The organism is Pseudomonas sp. KH_021 (assembly GCF_057838865.1).
Map to the genome: position 1 here is coordinate 4,319,896 of NZ_CM174477.1, position 16,087 is coordinate 4,335,982.

A 16,087-nucleotide genomic window follows, 5' to 3' on the forward strand; every position below is an offset into this window, starting at 1 on the left:
AGCTGCCCAAGCGGTGCGGTTGCACGGCATCGAGCGCTCGGGTAGTTTGATGGGCGCGCTGCGGACTCAAGAGCACATCCAGGGAAAAGGGGTATGGAAACGGATTTCGCATTGCAAGAACGGATGGTCGGCTGGCGTCGCTGGCTACATAGACATCCCGAGGCGGGCTTCGCCGAGACCAAGACCAGCGCCTTTATCACCGAGAAGTTGCGCAGTTTCGACCTGCAACCGCATATCGGCATCGGCGGTACCGGTGTCGTCGCCACCATCGAGGGCGAGCAGCCCGGCATCGAGATTGCCCTGCGCGCCGACATGGATGCACTGCCTATCCAGGAAGAGAACACCTTCGCCCACCGTTCCGTCCATGACGGCTGGATGCATGCCTGTGGCCACGACGGGCATACCGCGATGCTGCTAGGCGCGGCCAGCTGCCTGGCGGCAGATCGCAACTTCGCGGGAAAGGTGCATCTTGTCTTTCAGCCGGCTGAGGAAATCGGTACGGGCGCCAAGGCGATGATGGCCGCGGGACTTTTTGAAAATTTTCGGGCCGAATGCGTGTATGGCCTGCACAACTGGCCGGGCTTGGATGTGGGCCGGTTCGTCGTGCACCACGGCGCGGTGATGGCCGGGGCCAGGCCATTCGAAATCGTAGTCAGCGGCTGCGGCTGCCATGCGGCGATGCCCCATCGGGGCTCCGACCCGCTGCTGGCGGCAGCTCACCTCGTGACAGCGCTGCAAAGCATAGTCTCGCGCAATATCGACCCGGCCGATGCGCTGGTCCTCAGTGTCACTCAATTCCACGCCGGCGACACCCATAACGTCATCCCCGACTGCGCCCGGCTGGGTGGCACCATGCGCTACTTCCGCCCCGAGGCCGGCGAGACCGCTTCCCAACGAATGGTCACGTTGGTCGAGCAATTGGCTGCCGGGATGGGAGTTCACGCGTCGTTGAAGTTCTTCGAGTTCGGCTCACCGCCGCTGATCAACAGCGCCGTTCATGCCGACCATTGTGTTGCTGCCGCCAGCGCCGTGGTGGGGCGGGAAAAGGTCGGCACCGGGCTGGCTCCGAGCATGACCGGCGAAGACTTCGCATTCATGCTCGAGCGCAAGCCCGGTGCCTATGTCTGGATCGGCAACGGCTCCGCCGAAGGCGGTTGCTCGTTGCACAACCCCCGCTACGACTTCAACGACAAGGTTATGCCGCTGGGGGTTGCGTACTGGATCGCCCTTGTCCGGCAGCACCTGCAGCCAGCGGGCGGTAACCTCGCCATCGGCGACAGCTAGCCACAAGAAGAATCCGGCCTGGGCGCGGCGGTAACCAGGCTCGCCCAGGTAGTTATCGTCCAGGTCCCAGTTGCGTAGCAGCGCCTGCTATTTTGCTCTACATGTGCGTCGTCCTGCCAGAGCGCGGCAGAGGCGGCGGGGGTCATCGGCTGAGTTCTCTGACCAGGACGTTGAGCGCGGTTTTCGAACGGGTGCGGTCATCGACGTATTTTACGATTACCGCACAAGCCAGCGACACTCCTGGCAATTTCGGGTCGGCGCGATTCCCGGCGATCACCACCGCATTAGCTGGGACCTCGCCAAAGTGCACCTCTCCGGTCTCGCGGTCGACGATCGGTGTTGAGGCGCCTAGGTAGACACCCATGCCGATCACCGCCCCGCTACGCACGATCACCCCTTCGGCAACCTCGCTGCGGGCGCCGATGAAGACGTTGTCCTCGATAACCACCGGATTGTCGCCGATGGGTTCGAGCACACCGCCCAAGCCCACGCCACCGGAGATATGGCAGCGTGCCCCGACCTGGGCGCAGGAACCGACTGTCGACCAGGTATCGATCATTGTATCTTCGCCGACATAGGCCCCGATGTTGACGAAGCAGGGCATCAGCACGGCGCCCGGGGCGATGTGAGCACCGGCCCGGACCACGGCACCGGGTACCACGCGGATGCGCGCATCACGGAACGCGCCATCGTCCCAGTGCTCGAATTTCAGCGGCAGCTTATCGTAGCTTTTCGGACGGTCAGGGCGGGTTTCGCCCAAGGCATTTTCGCGGGTTAGGAACAACAGCAGGATGAGCTTCTTGACGAAGGTATCGGCGACCCACTGGCCGCCCTCCAGACGAGCGGCCCGCAGTCCGCCGCTGTCCAGCGCGGCAAGGCCGGCTTCGATCATCGGCACCAGGGCCTGCAGCTCTGCCGACGTCAGTTGCGTGCGCCGTTCAAAGACTTCTTCAATCAGTGCGCGATTGTTCATTTAACGATCCTTGTGGGGCTAAAGACGGAGACCGGTTGCCATTGAACCGGTCCGGTATGGTCATCAAAGGTCTCAGCCCGACGGATTTCCAGGACATCGCCGTCGTCGGTCAGCATCAGTTCTGCCGGACGCAGGCGGCCGTTGTAGTTAAAGCCCATGGCATGGCCGTGGGCGCCGGTGTCATGGATCAGCACCAGGTCGCCGATGGCAGGTATCGGCAAGGTGCGATCGACGGCGAACTTGTCGAAGTTCTCGCACAGTGCTCCGACCACGTCGAACACTCCCTCGGGACGCTGGTCTGCAAAAGGCAGTGTCAGGTGGTGATAGGCACCGTACAACCCCGGTCGCATTAGGGCGGACATCGAGGCATCCAGGCCGACAATTTCCCGGCCTTTGCTACAGCGGTTGATCACCTGGGAAACCAACACCCCGTGCGGGCCAGTGATGTAGCGCCCTAGTTCCATCAGCAACTTCGGCATGTGCCGGGGGAACGCTTGCTTAAGCGCCTGTTTCAGCGCGTCGGCATAGGCAGTTAGGTCTAGGGCCTGGTCATCGGTCCGATAGGGAATGCCCAGGCCACCGCCAATATTGATGTACTCGAGTTCGATGCCCGCTTCCCGGGCGACCCTCGCCCCCATTTCTATGACCTGCACCCCGGCCTGTACTGCTCGCTCCAGTGACAGTTCGTTCGCACACATCATGCCGTGGATACCGAAGCGTCGGCCCCCCAGGTCGCGTGCATGGCGGTAGCTCTGGACTAGGTCGGCCTCGGGTACGCCGAATTTCGATTGTTGCGCATTGCCCATTTGCGACGAGCGGGCGATGACCCCATGGGGAGAGACCCGGAAAGCGACGATATTGGGTAAGGTCGTCACCCGGTCGAGCATGCTGCGGTCATCGAAAGTAATGAGGGCGCTGGCGTCCAGGGCCGTCTGGTACTCTCCGAGCGCAGTGTTGTTGGAGGTGAAGACGATGTCGTCGCCCCGCGCGCCCAGCCGTTTGGCCAGCATCAGCTCGACCGGCGATGAGCAGTCCAGGCCGCTCCCCTCCTTGAGCAGAGGGGCCAGGATTGCTGGGGTTGGGAGCGCCTTAACCGCGAAGTATTGACGAAACGCAATGCCGGCAAATGCTTGAGCCACTCGTCGGTGAGTCTGGATGATGGCGCGTTCATCGTAGAGATGAAAGGGCGTCGGGTAACGTGCCGCCAGATCATCTAGCAGAGGTAACAAACGCTGGGCGAAGCTTTCGGATATAGGCACAGCAGGTTTCTCCTCGCGGCGCAGGAACGGGTTGACTCAGGGCACCAGGGCGACGCACATAGTGCGATTGCGCAGGCCGCTGATTGGTCGCTTGTAAGGGAAGTAGTACGACTCCAGGAGCTGGAAGCCGGAGGCGCTCAGGGCATCACGTAGGTAGTCCTTGGAGATGAACCAGAAGTCCTCGACTTTCTCGTGGGGCGCGAAAGGCGCCTCGGGGTCGCGTGGCGAGTCATTGGAGAACACCAAGCGTGCGCCGGATTTAAGGCCCAGCTCCTTGAGCTTGGCGAAGGTCGGCTTGAGCTCCTGCTCGGGGTGAAAGAGGTGGCCCAGCAGGCCATCGGCGTAGACCACGTCGACGTCGGCCAGGGAGCCGGGCTCCAGCGCGAAGAAATCGGCCTTGTAGGCGGTGATTCCCTTTTTGCGGGTCAGGACCACGGCTTCATCGTTGCAGTCGATGGCCAGCACCCGGCGATTGGTCTCGGCCAGGTCGCCCTCGACGAATCCGTTGCCACAGCCAATGGAGAAGATCGTTGCTCGTTCCGGGCTGAGGGAGATCAGCTTGAGACCCATGTGCGAGCGGTACTCAGGGCTGTAGGTGGACGGCGTGATGGAGTCGTTGAAGGCACCACCCTGTTCCCAGATGGCGTAGATGGTTGCATTGCTATCGCCAGTCTCGCGGTCGGTGCAGTAGTAGTTTTTTACCTGATCAAGGTTCTGCATTGATTTGGTCATCTCTGTCTCTCCTTGTTTAGAGGGGGCTTCAGCGAGGTCGCGCCGCAATCCGTTGGTGCACGCACAGGCTCTTGTACGTATTCGATGGACTGCCCTGGCGCTTTGGCCAGCGCAGCGACCAGAGGCTGCAACGACAGGGGCCGTGCAGGGCCGTAGAACTGATAAAGGGCGACGGCGGTATCCGGGTCGTCACCGAGCAGGGCATCGGCCAGGACCCTGGCCAGCGAGCGCAAGCCAGCCAGCAGGGCGCCATGATCAACCACCAGTTGCGGTTGTTCCGTGCTGTCCTGGCTCAGCGTCAGGGCACCGAGCTGGACGAAATACGACAATTGCAGGTACATCCCGTCGCAGTCCGGAAATAGCCCGAGCCCGCGGTTCAAGTAGCGAAGGCATTCCGCCAAGTAGTATTCGAGTACCAGCTCGGGCGGAATCTGCAAGGCAGGCGCCCACACCTGGGCGAGGATCAGGATGCCATATACATCCGCTGCCACCTCTTGCAGTACTACCGAAGCCCAACGGCTGGCTGTGTTCAAAGAGGCGTATTCGGTGGCCGGGCGATGAACGAAATGGCCCAGTTCATGGCCGAGCACGCCTAGGGTCGGAATGCGTGTTAGGTGCTCGCTGGTCGGGTCATAGTATTTTCCGGTCGACAGGAACTGCCGGGCCAGGGGCGCAGCTAGTGTGCTGTCTGCGAAATAGCTTTTCTAATTTTTCACCTACACTTCAGGTGTCATTTCCCCCTTGGAGAGCTTCAGGTGAGCGCACTGGACATTACGCTTAGCTCCGAAGAAAAGGCCGAACTGAACCGGCGCGTTCGCTCCGCCACCATTCCCCAGCGTGAAGGTCGTAGAGCACGCATTGTGCTGCTTGCAGCACAGGGCGAAACACGGGAAGAGATTGCACGACTGACTGGGTTTTCTCTCCCGACAGTCACCAACTGGTGCCAACGCTTTCAGTTGCTCCGGCTCGACGGATTGATTGATAAACCAGGTCGTGGACGCAAGTCGTCGCTGCCTGCCGATACTGTCCGCCGCGTCTTGGAGCAGGTCACGAAACCTCGCATTGGCGAGTCGCGATGGAGCTGCAGGAGTATGGCGAGAGCGGTCGGGATTTCTTCGAGTACGGTCCATAAGTTATGGGCTGCCAATGACTTGAAGCCTCATCTGACTCGCACCTTCAAGCTCTCAAACGATCCGCAGTTCGAACAGAAATTCTGGGATGTTATCGGCCTTTACCTGGCCCCGCCGGACAAGGCATTGGTGCTGTGTTGCGACGAAAAAAGCCAGGTGCAGGCCTTGGAACGCACGCAGCCTGGATTGCCTCTGGGCATCGGCCACATCCAGACGAAATCACATGATTACACCCGCCACGGCACGGTTACATTATTCGCTGCGCTGGATTATCTGCAGGGAAAATTGATCAGCAGCATCGAACGTCAACACCGTCATCAAGAGTGGTTGTCCTTCCTCAAGAAGATCAACAAGCAGACCCCCAAGAATCTCCAGCTTCACCTGATCGTCGATAACTATGCGACGCACAAGCACGCCGCCGTGAAAACCTGGCTGGCGAAGCACCCGCGTTTCCATATGCACTTCACACCGACGTCCAGCTCTTGGATGAACATGGTCGAACGATTTTTCCGAGACATCACGGTGTATCTACGAGACGGTAGCTTTGCCTCGGTGCGCGAGTTGGAATCCTCGATAACAACGTTCATGGCACTAAGAAATGCTCAGCCGACCCGGTACGTTTGGAACGCGAAAGGCGAGGAGATTTTGAGCAAAATCCAACGAGCTCGCGAGGCACTTGAGGCCGTACCATAGGGATAAATTATTTCGAAGACAGCACACTAGCTGCTCGACCATGGCCTTGTGGGTATTAGCGAAGTAGTACGTTTTCTTGAACGGGGAACGTTTGACGCCTTCGTCTTCCGGGAGGAAATATGCCACGTGCTTTGGGTGCAGGTTGCCTTCGCCGGCCATGAAAAATAGGTCGGTCGCGGCGAATGCAGGTAACTCTCCCAGGCGCAGGTCGGTATGCAGTTGCTTGAGGTAGGCTGGCACCTGGTCAACCAGACCCATGGCGTGTTCCACGTCTTGTTGCCGTGCCTGATTGTGTCGGCAGCCGAAGGCTGTTGGCAGCCCACCCGGTTGCTTTCCGTACCAAGTGGCAATCTGCCCGGCGATTAGTGAGACATCCTCTTGCAAACCGGCCAGGGTCTTGAGTATCTCGTCGTTGTAGCCGTGCTCGATGGCCTTGGCCCTGAGGAGCACGGCCTGGCGGTCATGATCGTGCTCCAGCTCGTCGCCGAGTGCACGCAAGGCCTGGGCCACGGCGGCCGGTTCGCTGAAGCGGGTGCTTTCTGCCATGCCGTGAGACTTAGCACTGCGCCATTGAGCATCAATCGCGGCCTTGAGCGCGTCCAGGCGTTCGCTCCAGGTGTCGTCGTGGCGAGGGCTGGCCGTGACCAGGTCAAGCAGGGTCAGGTTGTAGCTGTTTGCCGGTGGCCAGAAAAGACTGCGATAACCACGGTAGGAGCTGGCTTTGGAAAGATTACTGGAATAGTCGAACCGATTCATATCTATTACTCCCTCTACATGATGTACGGCAGCGTACGTCGCCACCAAACAGGCGCGAGCATGAATGCGGAAACTGCAACTGAACGGTGTTTTGGACGACCGTGGTTTATAGTGGCGGCAAATACCACTGATGGCACTCTAAGCTAGCTAATTAATTTAGTGCTACCTAGTGGGCTTGACTATTAGATAGTCGCGCTGGCATTGCAGCCCAAAGCCAAAGCAACTAGGACTGTGCAGAAAAACGGATGTGCAGTAACGGACAGATGAACATCCACACACTCCTTAAATCACATTTCCAGGTGAAGTCGTGACACACGAAGAGCCACGTTGCTTGCTGGCCAGCATAACAGCGAATTTTTTGACGACAAGTAATTAGGTGGTGTACGAAAAGTAATGTCGTAAATACCTCATGGTGCATATCAGAGAGACCATTGCCCCAAAACTTTTTGCCAGTTTGTCCTATAGGGTACCGATCCGTCGGCTCCCCGAATCGCAGAGCATATGAATCTTGGTCGTGAGGCCACCGCGACTGTGCCCCAGAGAATAGTCTAACGGTTCTTCAGTCCCCCATTTTTTCCGGCGCCGGAGGAGGCTCGGGTTGTGCCACTGCGGTGGAGTCGATCATCCAGGTGTCCAGATCGATCAGCCCTTGCTCATTGAGCTTGATGTGCAATCGCTTGAGCGTCTGGTCAAGCGTGCCTCGATTTCGCCAGTCGCGAAAGCGCTGATAAACCGTCGACCAAGGACCGAAGCGCTCAGGCATATCGCGCCATGCGGCCCCCGAGCAGAGCACCCAAAGGATGCCGTTGAGCATCAATCGGTCGTTGCTGCGTGGACGTCCGGTTTTCTGATGCTGGCTGATCAAATCTTTGATCAGTTCCCAGGATGCATCGCTGAGTTCGTATCGTTTGGCCATCAGGAGCTCCTGCCTTTAATGGCGACGATTTTAACCATTTCGGTGTTTCAAGGGTTTTCGTACAGAACCTAGGCGAAATATCTGCAAACGATCAATTCATAAGCAGCTTGATCGATAAAAATATAAATCTATCAATTGCTTAGTATTTTTATGATGCCATTTTAGCGCTCTCGTGATACTGCTGAAATACGTGACCAGCAAGCATTGAAATGTAAGCGATAGTTACATGGCATGTTCAAGTGCGCACTTGTTTGGTGCATTGCTGGAGCTGTTTTGGCGCACCTCCAATTTGTCTTGCTGTTTGCGCAAATTACTCTGGACGATAAGGTTTAAGCTGTCGGACTATCGTTTGCCGGATAGGCGCTTGTCATTGATGTGTTGTTTGAAGTAGTGTTTGTTAAGACTGAGGAAGCGCACTTCAAGAAATCAGTAATTAACCTGTTTTTCCGTACTTCAGGTCATTGAACTACAGGGGCCGCCGCCAATTAAGGCGTTGCAAATAGATAATTTGACACGGAGTGTTATATGAGCGGCATGGCCGGTTGGGTCGACCTGCTTCATGGTGTTGGGCAGCAAGCGGCGGTACCTCATTCGATGGTCGCAGCGATGGCCGGACGGGGGCCCGATGGGCAGGCGGTATGGTTGTGTCCCGAGGCTGCGCTGGGGCATTGCTTGAGGAACACGTCGCGCTATGACTGTGACGAGCAACCCTGGATTGGCGAGATCAACGGCGCCACCGTTGCGATCATGTACACGGGGCAGCTCTATAACGCGCCGCAGCTGCAGCAGCAGCTCAAAGGCCATGGCCCGAGGCCCGACAACTGGTCCTACGCCGAGATCATTCGCCGTGCCTATGCCCAGTGGAGCCTTGGCTTCGTTGAGCGGCTCGAAGGCATGTTCGCCATTGCGATTTGGGACAGCCAAAAGCGCCAGCTACTGCTGGCACGTGACCGCCTTGGCCTGCAACCTCTGTACTACAGCCTCTATGACGGTGGGATTATTTTCGCCAGCGTGCCTACGGGGATACAGGCCCATCCGAAATTCACCGCGAAACTGGACACGAGCGCACTGGCCATCGTGCTTCAGCCGCGAATGGCGCTGCCTGGCGAAACTCCCCTGCAAGGGCTGCGCGAACTGCCACCAGCCACTGTTCTGAGCTTCGGCGAGCAGGGCCATGATCTGCATCGTTACTGGAAACTGGAGAGTGCCCCGCATACTCATGGCTTTGAGCAAACAAAGGACCATATCCGTGAGCTGCTCGAAGCCATCGTGGCGCGCCAGTTCGCCCGCGAAGTGCCCTGCGGGGCGATGCTTTCAGGCGGCATCGACTCCACCTCGGTGGCCGCGCTGGTGATGAAGCTGCTGGCGAGCCAGGGCTCCCAGGCTGCACTCGATACCTTTTGCTTAAAGTTCGACAGTGACGAGGGCGCTTTCACTTCCACCGAACTGCGGCCCGACATCGATGCTCCGTTTGCCGCGTTGGCCGCCAAGTACATGGGCACGCACCATACGACCCTCAGCGCCACCATGCAGGACCTGCTCGGCGTCATTCCGGCCACGCGCAAGGCCCGGGGCTTGCCCGGTTGGGGGCAGTTTGATGCCTCGATGTATCTGCTGTTCGAACGCATGCGCGGCAGTTGCACCGTGGCGTTGACCGGCGAGGCCGCCGACGAGATCTTCGGTGGCTACCCCTACTATTTCAAACCCGAGCTACTAGCCCGTGCGCAATTTCCCTGGTTGGGTGACGGTCCAAAGCTGGTCGATTACCTGTCACCGAGCCTGATCTCCGCGCAGCGCGTGGCCGAGGACGAACGCGCCCGCTATGACTACTGGCTGAGCCAAGTACCACGCCTGCCTGGAGAGGACACCGAGGCGGCACGTATGCGCGAGGTCCTGTTCCTCGGCATGGCCGGCCCGTTGTCGGTGATCCTCGAACGTAAGGAACGCATGAGCATGGCCCAGGGGCTGGAAGTGAGGGTGCCGTTCTGCGATCCGGAATTGATCCAGTACATGTGGAATGTACCTTGGGAAATGAAATCCCATGGCGGCGTGAAGGGGCTGCTTAAAGCAGCCATGTGCGACATCCTGCCGCCGAGCACCTTGTCGCGGAAGAAAAGTGCCTACCCGCACATCCAGGATTCGGAGTACGACCTGGCACTGATTCGCGAAGCGCGGTGGATCGCAACGGCCCCGGATTCGCCGATCGCCTGGATGTTCGATACCCCTCGCCTCAGCGCACTGATCGAGCAGATCGCGGCGCATCAGCTCAAGGCTTCAATGCTGCCGGGCGGAGCAAGCCCGGCGCACCTGTTGATCCAGCTGGTGGAGATGCATCGCTGGATTGTCGATAACAGGGTCGCGGTGTGAGGCACTGTCAGAACGGAAGTCTGATCCCATGGATAACAAGGAGGCTGCATGCTTGAACTAATCCCCATTACCGATTCAATCGGCACCGAAGTGCGTGGCATCGACGCCAATGCCAGGCTCAGTAACGATACGATCGAAGCACTTTACAATGCATGGATCGGCACCACCATCCTACTAATTCGTGGCCAGTCCATGAGCCCCGAGCAGCAACTGGCTTTCAGCCGCAAGTTCGGCGAGCTGGTGAGCTATACACGCTCGCAGTTCAGCGAGAAGTCTCAGCCGGAAATCCTCATCCTGTCTAATATCACCCAGGACGGGAAGCTGATCGGCTCGCCGATCAGCGGCCGGGTCTGGCACACCGACGGCCACTATCTGGACATGCCACCTGCGGGCTCCATGCTGCATGCGCTGCAAGTACCGCCGGTAGGTGGCGACACCTGGTTCGCCAACATGTTCGCGGCCTACGAGGCACTGCCGGAGGCGATCAAAGAACGCATCGAAAACCTCAAGGTGGTGATTAGTCGAATCCAGTCGCGGCCTTACAACTACCCCGACCGGCCTGCGCCATCGGCGCGTGAACTGGCCGAGTGGGTCGACGTGCCGCAACCTCTGGTGCGTACCCATGAGGTAAGTGGGCGCAAAGCGCTCTATTCCGGCGGCAACGTGCCGTGGCATATCGAGGACTTGCCGCTGGAGGAGAGCGCGCCGCTAGTCACGTTCCTGCAAGAGTTCTCGGTGCAGCCGCAGTTCACCTATCGGCATCGCTGGAGGGCGGGCGACATCATCCTCTGGGACAACCGCAGCGCCATGCACAAGGCCACGGTATACGACCAGTTGGCACATCGTCGCCTGTTGCACCGCACCACCATCGGCGCACGCACCACCGATGATCAGGGCAGGAGTCCTCGGGCATGAACGAGTACGACTACATCATCGTCGGCGCCGGTGCAGCCGGTTGCGTGCTGGCGTCGCGCCTGAGTGAAAACCCAGCCGTCCAGGTGCTGCTGCTCGAGGCCGGCGCCGAACGCCGCAGCCCCTTGCTGTCAATACCGATGGGCGAGGTGTTGCTGATGGGCAACCCGAAGTACGATTGGCGCTTCGAGACCCAGCCGGACCCGACGCTGTGTGGGCGCACGCTGCAGATTCCCCGTGGGCGCCTACTCGGCGGGTCTAACCTGATCAACGGGATGATCTTCGTCCGTGGTCAGCGTGAGGACTTCGACGAGTGGTCCAGCCAAGGCAACCCTGGCTGGACCTGGGATGAGGTACTGCCGTACTTCCAGCGCCTGGAGTCGAGCGTGGAGGTGAGCGGCAGCAGCCGTGGCCAGGACGGTCCAATCCACGTGGCCCTACCACGGGAACGCGACGAGCTGTGTGATGCCTTTCTCGCGGCCGCCGGAGAAGCCGGATACGCCCGCAACCCCGACTACAACAGCGGCGACCAAGAAGGCTTCGGCTATTACCAAGTCAACCATGACCAAGGGCGTCGGTCCTCGGCATACGAAAGGTATCTGTTGCCTGCGCGCGAGCGTGCAAACCTGACGGTGATCACGGAGGCGCCGGCGCAGCGCCTGCAGTTCGAGGGCAAGCGCTGCATCGGCGTCGAGTACCTAAAGGGCGCGCTGCGGCTCGCTAAAGCCCGCCGTGAAGTGATCCTCAGTGCCGGGGTCATCCAGTCGCCGCAACTGCTGGAGGTGTCCGGCGTTGGCGCGCCAGCGGTGCTGGAAAAGGCCGGCGTCACCCTGCGACATGCACTGCTTGGCGTAGGTGAGAACTTCCGCGACCACTTCGCGTCCCGCCTGAAATGGCGTATCCGCCAGAGGATCACCTTCAACGAGCGCACCCGTGGTTTGGCGTTATTCAAAGAAGTGCTCCACTACCTCACCCACCGTCGCGGGGTGCTGAGCCTGCCGATTGCCCTAGGTCATGGCTTTGTCAAGTCCCGTGCGCAGGAGCCGCGGCCCGACCTGCAATTCCATTTCGCCCCGGCCAGTTACGGCCCGGGATCCAGTCGTCGGCTTGACACTTTACCCGGCATGACCGTGGGGTTGTACCCCTTGCGTCCAGAGTCCCAGGGTAGCATTCACATCCGCTCCAACGACCCCAGCATGGCGCCGGTCATCGAGTCGCGCCTTCTCGAGCATGAAGAAGACCGACGGAGGATGATTGCCGGTATGCACATCATCCGCTCGATCGCTGCGCAGCCGGCGCTGGAGGCTTACTGTGACTATGAGTTGTCGCCAGGGTCCAAGGTGGCCTCCGATGAAGAGTTGCTGGCATTTGCTCGCAGTCAGGGCGATACCTCCTATCACCCCATCGGCACCTGCCGTATGGGCAACGACGCCCTGGCCGTAGTCGACCACCGCCTGCGAGTTCGCGGCCTTTTAGGTTTGCGGGTGATCGATGGGTCGATTATGCCAACCATGGTCTCGGGCAACACCAACGCTGCCACCCTGATGATCGCGGAGAAGGGCGCGGACATGGTGCTGCAGGACTATGAGCTGATGATCCGGCCATCGACGGCTAATCTGGGCACGTTCAGCATCAATCAGGGCGACCCCGAGGAGATGCAGACTGCCTTGCTTCTGCAACGCTCCGAAGACTACGCGCGCTCCCTGTACCCGGATGAACGTGTACACATGCTCGACGTGGCTCAGCTCAAGGCACCGGGGGTGAGCTTCGTGGTCGCCCGCGACCTGCACACTGGCCAGGTCCTGGGTTGTGGTGCCGTCGTGGTCATCAGCGTCGGCCAGGCCGAAATCAAGCGCATGTTCGTCGACGACAATGCCCGTTGCCGGGGCGTGGGCGCGCGACTGCTCAAGCAGCTCGAACATCTCGCCCATCACAGCGGAGTTACTACCCTCTTGCTGGAAACCGGGGTCAGCCAGCCGGAGGCACTTTCCTTGTACCGTCGCTTCGGCTTTCGTGATCGCGGTCCGTTCGCCAATTACCGGGAAGATCCGCTGAGCGTGTTCATGGAGAAGACCATCAATGGGCAAGCCTGAGGTGAGCTTGGCCGGCACCGTCACCCCCGTGAGTCAGGGGCTGGCTCGGGCCGGCATCCTCTATGTGGCGGCCTTTCTAGTGCTGGCCAATGCCAACGCGGTGTTCTCGGGCAACCTACTGCAGCAGTTGCACCCGTTCACCTTCCTGTTCTGGAGTTTCGCTATCACCAGCGGCTTCTTTCTGGCGCGGTTATTGCTGATCGCCGGTACCCGGGGGGTGGCAATCGGTGTCGATGCCGCGGGCCCGCTTACAGTTCTGAACATCACCAGCGCCTTGAACTGGATCGGCTACTTCTATGCACTGCGCTATATCGAGCCGGCCATCGTCAGCGCGATCATGGGCGGGCTCGGACCATTGAGCACTATCCTGCTGGAGCGGGTAGTGCGTCGGCGGCAGTTACCTGGATACACCTATGCGGTGGCGGTGGGCGTTCTATCCGGCACGGCGTTGCTGGCCTGGGCGTCACTGGTTGGGCTGTCGGGAATTCGCCCGATCAACTTCGGCGACACCCTTATTGGCCTCGCGGCGGCGGCATTGGGCGGCACGTCCCAGGCGCTGAACACCATCGCTACCAAACAACTAGGCGAGCGTAGCTGGACCGCCGCGCGGATCATGGCCCACCGGTTCTATCTTCTGATCTTCGTCGCGGCAGTGCTTGCCTACAGCGGCCCCGGCTTCGCGTTCGCCTCGAGCACCCAGGTCGGTGGTTTGGCGATTGCGACCTTGCTTGGTGTAATCGTTCCGTTGTGGTTGCTGCAGCGCGGCATCCTGCTTTCGGAGCCCTTCACCGTGGCGGCGTTGCTGGCTTGGGCGCCGCTGCTCACATACGTCTTTCAGGTATTCGATGCTCGAATCCAGTGGTCAATGACCTCTGCGCTGGGCTGTTCAGTGATCGCCCTGGTCACTGTTTTCGGTACATGGATGAAATTCACGAGAGATAGAAAATGACGCAAACCATAGAAAAAGTCCTCGTCGTGGTCGATGGTTATTCGTCGGGCTCGCAGCTGCCAACGCTGATGGCCGAGTCCGGCTGGAAGTGCATTCACGTGCGCGGGACGGCCAACCCGCCGGACTACTACCTTCGTACCTTCCACAAGGATGAGTACATTGCTCACTTCGAGTACCACGGTGACATCCAGCGCCTCGCGAACGACGTCAAAGCCTTCCATCCAACCGCCGTACTGCCGGGTACCGAGAGCGGGGTAATTATTGCCGACCTGCTGGCTGCCGCCTTGCAACTGCCGGGGAATGACCCGGCCACTAGCCACGCACGACGTGACAAGTACACCATGCACAATCGCCTGAAGGCTGCTGGCCTGCGCAGCATGGATCATTTTCTGGCCCGTGACCGGGCGGTCCTGAGCGAATGGGCCGCCAGTGGCAGTTGGCCGGTGGTGATCAAGCCCCAGGCTAGCGCGGGCACTGATTCGGTGACCTTTTGTGCCGATCAGCGCGAGCTCGAGAAGAGCTTCGACAAGCTTTTCGGCACAATCAATCAACTGGGCGAGCGCAACGACGCGGTGCTGGCGCAACGCCTGCTGGTGGGGCCGGAGTACTTCATCAACGGTGTCAGCGGCCATGGCAAGCACGTGATCACCGAGATCTGGCGCGCCGACAAGCTGCAGGCGCCGAATGGTGGCTGGATCTATGACCGTGCCGTGCTGCTCGACCCTACCTCCCCCGAGATGAAGGAAATTGTCGAGTATGTTCACGGTGTGCTGGATGCCTTGGGTATCCGCTACGGTGCCAACCATACTGAGTTGATCGTCACCGAGGCCGGTCCGACCCTAATCGAGTGTGCTTCGCGCTTATCCGGCGGGCTGAACCGCCCGGCGGCCAACTACGCGGTTGGCGCCAGCCAGCTGGACTTGGTCGGTAAGCTGGTCAGGGAGGGGGAGTCGGCCATCGACGCCATCGTCGAAGCGCAGCAGGGGCACCATTACCCGTTGTGGCAGGTGCAGTTTATCTCGAACCAGGAAGGTGTGGTGACCCGCTCTTCTTACGATGAACTGCTCAAGACATTGAAGAGTAAGGCGTGGCTCCAACGTGCGCCGCAGGCCGGGGATACTGTGGTCAAAACCGTCGACCTTTTCTCCAGTCCGGGTATCGTCTTCATGAGCCATGCCGACACCGATGTGCTTAAGGCTGACTACCAGATCGTGCGGGAGTGGGAGCGTGCCGTGCGCCTCTTCAGCGTCCAGTAGCCCTGCGCCTTCGCCCCAGCACATGGTCTAGCGGTTCTTCAGCCCCCCTTTTTCCGGCGCCGGAAGAGGCTCGGGTTGCGCGCGCTGCCGGGGTCGCCATGAACAGGCGACGCACGGTGAAGAGTTTGCGTTCGATCAGCGTCTCAGCCTGGGCGGAAACATCTGGAAAGCGATGTCGAAGCCTTCCTCGATCGGATCGACAACACGATCATTGACGACGACATCGACTTCGATGTCCGGATAGAGCTCAGTGAACTCGGCCAGCAACGCGCCAAAGCGATTGATTGCAAAACCGGGCAACATTTGCACCCTGAGTTTCCCGACCGGCTTGGCTCGTTGATTGCGCATCGGTTCGGTCAGTGCGTTGAACCCAGCCACCATGTCAGCACACTCTCGATAGTACGAGGCGCCCACCTGACAGCCTGACGTGCCGTGTACTACGATGGAAGAGTGGCGAATTGATAAAGGCTTCCAGTTGCTGGATCCGATGGGTGACCACGGAGCGAGTGACGCCAAGCTGCTGTGCGGCACGGGCAAAATTGCCTGTCTCGGCGACCCTGACGAACGCCTCGATACTCAACAGGCGATCCATACAGACACCTCTCTTTTATTGTATAGCGCTACCCATTCAGGTCTGCGCGCGACTTTGGCGCGAGCAAGTATCTCGGCAGCTCAATCGAGCTTTGAAACGCAAAACGGGGAAGCCCTTTTCAGGTGCTTCCCCGCTGCGTTATTCCCAGTTTGTTCCCACATCGTTCCCAAAACGG

11 protein-coding genes and 3 pseudogenes are annotated in these 16,087 nt (G+C 59.7%); 7 read left to right on the forward strand and 7 right to left on the reverse strand.

The features are described from left to right. Positions 1-93: 93 nt before the first annotated feature. Entirely contained in the window at positions 94-1,284 is a 1,191-nt protein-coding gene (locus AC3IX4_RS19815) for a M20 aminoacylase family protein (RefSeq protein ID WP_489257092.1), read from the forward strand. A gap of 142 nt (positions 1,285-1,426) precedes the next feature. On the opposite strand, the gene AC3IX4_RS19820 is transcribed toward AC3IX4_RS19815, so the two are convergent. The 4 genes and pseudogenes from AC3IX4_RS19820 to AC3IX4_RS19835 form a co-directional block, all read right to left on the reverse strand. Continuing rightward, a complete protein-coding gene (locus tag AC3IX4_RS19820; protein ID WP_489257093.1) occupies positions 1,427-2,257 on the reverse strand; it encodes a 2,3,4,5-tetrahydropyridine-2,6-dicarboxylate N-succinyltransferase in 831 nt (276 codons plus the stop codon). Further along, on the reverse strand, positions 2,254-3,516 hold the full coding sequence (locus AC3IX4_RS19825; protein WP_489257094.1) for a diaminopimelate decarboxylase: 1,263 nt from the start codon (positions 3,514-3,516) through the stop codon (positions 2,254-2,256). The genes AC3IX4_RS19820 and AC3IX4_RS19825 overlap by 4 nt, the downstream gene beginning before the upstream one ends. 36 nt (positions 3,517-3,552) lie before the next feature. Next, on the reverse strand, positions 3,553-4,248 hold the full coding sequence (locus AC3IX4_RS19830) for a class I SAM-dependent methyltransferase (protein WP_489257095.1): 696 nt from the start codon (positions 4,246-4,248) through the stop codon (positions 3,553-3,555). Beyond that, positions 4,245-4,919, reverse strand: a pseudogene (locus AC3IX4_RS19835) (hypothetical protein); the annotation flags it as partial. The gene AC3IX4_RS19830 and the pseudogene AC3IX4_RS19835, both read right to left, overlap by 4 nt. An 84-nt stretch (positions 4,920-5,003) precedes the next feature. On the opposite strand from AC3IX4_RS19835, the gene AC3IX4_RS19840 reads away from it, so the two are divergent. Continuing rightward, a complete protein-coding gene (locus AC3IX4_RS19840) occupies positions 5,004-6,071 on the forward strand; it encodes an IS630 family transposase (RefSeq protein WP_489256307.1) in 1,068 nt (355 codons plus the stop codon). Here AC3IX4_RS19840 and AC3IX4_RS19845 read toward each other — a convergent pair. Both AC3IX4_RS19845 and AC3IX4_RS19850 read right to left on the reverse strand, forming a co-directional pair. Further along, on the reverse strand, positions 5,970-6,827 hold the full coding sequence (locus tag AC3IX4_RS19845) for a hypothetical protein (RefSeq protein WP_489257096.1): 858 nt from the start codon (positions 6,825-6,827) through the stop codon (positions 5,970-5,972). The two genes, AC3IX4_RS19840 and AC3IX4_RS19845, sit on opposite strands and share 102 nt — an antisense overlap. A 486-nt stretch (positions 6,828-7,313) precedes the next feature. Beyond that, positions 7,314-7,743 (reverse strand): annotated as a pseudogene (locus tag AC3IX4_RS19850) (IS5 family transposase); the annotation flags it as partial. Positions 7,744-8,268: 525 nt separating this feature from the next. Between AC3IX4_RS19850 and asnB the strand changes: the two are divergent. From asnB to AC3IX4_RS19875, 5 genes are read left to right on the forward strand one after another with little or no spacing between them, the layout of a single operon-like run. Continuing rightward, positions 8,269-10,110 (forward strand): asparagine synthase (glutamine-hydrolyzing), encoded by a 1,842-nt coding sequence (gene asnB / locus AC3IX4_RS19855; RefSeq protein ID WP_489257097.1) that lies wholly within the window; start codon positions 8,269-8,271, stop codon positions 10,108-10,110. A 48-nt stretch (positions 10,111-10,158) separates the two neighbouring features. Next, positions 10,159-11,025: a TauD/TfdA dioxygenase family protein gene (locus tag AC3IX4_RS19860; RefSeq protein ID WP_489257098.1), complete on the forward strand. Its 867-nt coding sequence runs from the start codon at positions 10,159-10,161 to the stop codon at positions 11,023-11,025. After that, a complete protein-coding gene (locus AC3IX4_RS19865) occupies positions 11,022-13,115 on the forward strand; it encodes a GNAT family N-acetyltransferase (RefSeq protein ID WP_489257099.1) in 2,094 nt (697 codons plus the stop codon). Before AC3IX4_RS19860 ends, AC3IX4_RS19865 begins: the two co-directional genes overlap by 4 nt. Further along, on the forward strand, positions 13,102-14,064 hold the full coding sequence (locus AC3IX4_RS19870; protein WP_489257100.1) for an EamA family transporter: 963 nt from the start codon (positions 13,102-13,104) through the stop codon (positions 14,062-14,064). The genes AC3IX4_RS19865 and AC3IX4_RS19870 overlap by 14 nt, the downstream gene beginning before the upstream one ends. After that, on the forward strand, positions 14,061-15,320 hold the full coding sequence (locus AC3IX4_RS19875; RefSeq protein WP_489257101.1) for an ATP-grasp domain-containing protein: 1,260 nt from the start codon (positions 14,061-14,063) through the stop codon (positions 15,318-15,320). Before AC3IX4_RS19870 ends, AC3IX4_RS19875 begins: the two co-directional genes overlap by 4 nt. Positions 15,321-15,408: 88 nt before the next feature. On the opposite strand, the pseudogene AC3IX4_RS19880 reads toward AC3IX4_RS19875, so the two are convergent. Next, positions 15,409-15,912, reverse strand: a pseudogene (locus AC3IX4_RS19880) (LysR family transcriptional regulator); the annotation flags it as partial. Positions 15,913-16,087: the final 175 nt, after the last annotated feature.

Coding starts and splice junctions, on each gene's coding strand:
- AC3IX4_RS19820 (WP_489257093.1), bottom strand. CDS start 2,257: ATGAACAATCGCGCACTGATTGAAGAAGTCTTTGAACGGCGCACGCAA.
- AC3IX4_RS19845 (WP_489257096.1), bottom strand. CDS start 6,827: ATGAATCGGTTCGACTATTCCAGTAATCTTTCCAAAGCCAGCTCCTAC.
- AC3IX4_RS19870 (WP_489257100.1), top strand. CDS start 13,102: ATGGGCAAGCCTGAGGTGAGCTTGGCCGGCACCGTCACCCCCGTGAGT.
- AC3IX4_RS19815 (WP_489257092.1), top strand. CDS start 94: ATGGAAACGGATTTCGCATTGCAAGAACGGATGGTCGGCTGGCGTCGC.
- asnB (WP_489257097.1), top strand. CDS start 8,269: ATGAGCGGCATGGCCGGTTGGGTCGACCTGCTTCATGGTGTTGGGCAG.
- AC3IX4_RS19830 (WP_489257095.1), bottom strand. CDS start 4,248: ATGACCAAATCAATGCAGAACCTTGATCAGGTAAAAAACTACTACTGC.
- AC3IX4_RS19875 (WP_489257101.1), top strand. CDS start 14,061: ATGACGCAAACCATAGAAAAAGTCCTCGTCGTGGTCGATGGTTATTCG.
- AC3IX4_RS19865 (WP_489257099.1), top strand. CDS start 11,022: ATGAACGAGTACGACTACATCATCGTCGGCGCCGGTGCAGCCGGTTGC.
- AC3IX4_RS19860 (WP_489257098.1), top strand. CDS start 10,159: ATGCTTGAACTAATCCCCATTACCGATTCAATCGGCACCGAAGTGCGT.